Origin of the sequence: uncultured Streptococcus sp. (assembly GCF_963516575.1) — a bacterium.
Classification (GTDB): Bacteria; Bacillota; Bacilli; order Lactobacillales; family Streptococcaceae; genus Streptococcus.
In genome coordinates this window covers 1-3,138 of record NZ_CAUQCP010000088.1, presented here as the reverse complement: position 1 = coordinate 3,138, position 3,138 = coordinate 1, and the positions used below count along the sequence as shown (strand labels likewise).

The following is a 3,138-nucleotide window of genomic DNA, read 5'->3' as shown; positions in this document are numbered from 1 at the left end:
GAGGTCTTCAATCAGACAAATATTTGTTAAAATCGTTAATTGGGAACGGGACATAAATTTACTCGCTTTCTAATTTATTACATTTTCAGACTTGTACCAGAGATTCTAGCTTCTACTTTTTAAAATTATTTAGAATAAAATACCATTCGTTTTTCCTTTATAGGCTTTCCAAGTTCAAGCATCTTTTCTTGTCCATCAAAAGTAAAACCCATTTTTTGATAGAAAGCAATGGCGCACTTATTATCTTTCAATACCCATAAGAAAATTTCAGAAAAATGATCAAGAGCAATCAAAGCTGCTTTTATTAACTTTTGTGCAATACCTTTTCCATAATAGTCTTTTAAAACATATAAGGCAATAATTTCGCCAGCTTGAATAGTCTCATCACGAAAGTTGCCATAACTGATAAAACCAATTACCTTAAGACCATCTATCGCAATCAATGTATTTTCTGGATACTTTTGACTAAAGAATCGACATCTTTCTAATGTCATTGTCTCCTGAAATTCTGCAGGCAAAAGATCGTCATAAGCCTCTCTCCACGTCTGCCAATGAACGAGGGACTTACCTTCTATCTCTTCAGGAGTTTCCATCTGTTTGATCATAATCGTCATTTGTTTTCTTCTCCTTAATTCAACACCCTGACTTCCTTTGCTACTTTTTGTAGAAATTTTTGTCTTGTTGAACTTGTATTCACTTCACGGCCTAACTCTCCTAAGATTGAAACCCTCTTTGTTTTTATGCCACAGTGATTCAGTACAGCATTCTTTAATACTGATATTCCATAACTGTCTGGAATGTTAATCTGACCTGAAAATACTTTGTACCACCAAGTTGGTGCCATAGAGGTTGCATAGATACTAGCTGTTTTCCCTTTTAGTAACTTTTTGAACTGTTTACCTCTCAAGTAATTCAAAATAAAGCTTCCTCGATTATTTGCAGAGTATGCAATGCCTGGCGTAAAAACACGATCAATCCACCCCTTCAATAGACTAGGCATGCTACTCCACCAAATAGGATAAACAAAAATGAAATGATCTGCCCACTGGATTAATTCTTGAGAGCGTAGAATAAACGGATCGTCCTCCATCCTTTGTCGATAACCATAACGTAAAACAGGATCAAACTCTTCCTCATTAAGATTAATCATTTCAAGTTCATGTCTCTTTGAGTCTATATTTTCTACAATCGTTTGAAAAATGGCTTGACAGTAACTTTCTTTATCAGGATGTCCATTGATAACTAAAATATTCATAAAATTCCCCTAACCCAAGGCCTTGACTTCCAGCATCATATCACGAATCTGAGCTGCCAGTTCAAAGTCAAGCACTTCGACAGCTTCTTGCATTTGTTTTTCCAGTTTCTTGACTAGTTCTTTGCGCTCTTGCTTGTTGAGGCTGTTGATATCGACTTCCTTGTCCTCTTCCTTAGCAACCGCCTTGGTTACGGCAATCAGGTCACGAATTTCCTTCTTAATAGTTTGTGGAACGATACCATGTTCTTCATTATAGGCCATCTGGATTTTCCGACGACGAGCTGTTTCATCGATGGCTTTTTGCATAGACTGAGTCATAGTGTCAGCATACATGATGACATGGCCTTCGCTATTACGAGCAGCACGTCCAATGGTCTGAATCAATCCACGTTCGTTACGAAGGAAACCTTCTTTGTCAGCATCAAGAATCGCTACGAGGCTCACTTCAGGAACGTCAATCCCTTCACGAAGGAGATTGATTCCGACCAAGACATCAAAGACACCCAAACGCAAGTCTCGGATAATCTCTGTCCGTTCTAAAGTCTTGATATCCGAGTGCATGTACTTGACCTTGATGCCCATTTCTTTAAAGTAGTCGGTTAAGTCCTCTGCCATTTTCTTAGTCAAGGTTGTGATAAAGGTTCGTTCGTTCTTTTCAACACGGGCATTGATTTCACCCAAGAGGTCATCAATCTGTCCCATAGTCGGACGGACCTCCACCTCAGGATCCAAAAGACCTGTCGGACGAATGATTTGCTCAATCACTGTCTCGGTCTGTTCATTTTCATAGTCACCAGGTGTCGCTGAAACGTAAACAATCTGATGTACATGACTTTCAAACTCCTCCCGACGGAGAGGACGATTGTCCAGAGCAGACGGCAAACGGAAACCATAATTAACCAGCATTTCTTTACGCGAACGGTCTCCATTGTACATGCCCTTGATTTGTCCCATGGTCATATGGCTCTCATCAATCATAATTAAGAAATCATCTGGGAAGAAGTCGAGAAGGGTATAAGGAGGCTCACCCTCACTACGTCCATCCATGTGACGTGAATAGTTCTCAACCCCGTTGGTATAGCCCATCTCACGTAGCATCTCAATATCATACTCTGTCCGCTGTTTCAAACGTTGAGCTTCAAGCAATTTACCTTCCTTTTCAAAGATAGCTAACTGCTCTTCTAATTCTGCTTGAATTTTAGCAATGGCAACTTCCATGTGGTCGTCATTGGTCACAAAGTGAGTAGCTGGGAAAATCGCTAAATGATCCACTTCTCCCAAGACCTGACCTGTCAAAGCTTCAACCTCACGAATACGGTCAATTTCGTCTCCAAAGAATTCTACTCGAAAGGCGTGTTCATCACGGGAAGCTGGGAAAATCTCCACCACATCTCCACGCACACGAAATCTTCCCCGTTGGAAATCAATATCATTACGTTCAAACTGGATATCGACCAAGTCATTTAAGAGTTTATCACGAGAAATTTCAAGACCTGGACGTAGACTCACGACACTATCAGCGTATTCCTTGGGCGAACCCAAACCATAGATACAAGAAACGGAAGCTACGACGATAACATCATTACGCTCCAAAAGGGCTGAAGTCGCTGAGTGGCGGAGCTTGTCAATCTCGTCATTGACAGAGCTATCCTTTTCAATATAGGTATCGCTAGAAGGGACATAGGCCTCAGGTTGGTAATAATCATAGTAAGACACAAAGTACTCAACTGCATTTTCAGGGAAAAATTCCTTAAACTCCCCATAGAGCTGTCCTGCTAGAGTTTTATTGTGAGCAATAACCAGAGTTGGTTTATTGACTTTAGAAATGACCTGACTCATGGTATAGGTCTTCCCTGTTCCAGTCGCCCCCATCAGAATCTGAG

The 3,138-nt window shown here is 40.5% G+C and carries 3 protein-coding genes; all 3 read right to left on the bottom strand.

From position 1 onward, the window contains the following. Positions 1 to 125: 125 nt before the first annotated feature. Complete coding sequence (locus RWM06_RS09665) at positions 126 to 614, bottom strand: GNAT family N-acetyltransferase (RefSeq protein WP_313970957.1); 489 nt, start codon at positions 612 to 614, stop codon at positions 126 to 128. A 14-nt stretch (positions 615 to 628) separates the two neighbouring features. Further along, on the bottom strand, positions 629 to 1,255 hold the full coding sequence (locus RWM06_RS09660; protein ID WP_313970956.1) for an NAD(P)H-dependent oxidoreductase: 627 nt from the start codon (positions 1,253 to 1,255) through the stop codon (positions 629 to 631). A 9-nt stretch (positions 1,256 to 1,264) separates the two neighbouring features. Beyond that, positions 1,265 to 3,138 (bottom strand): excinuclease ABC subunit UvrB (gene uvrB, locus RWM06_RS09655; RefSeq protein WP_313970955.1); only part of this gene is annotated, 1,874 nt, incomplete at its 5' end.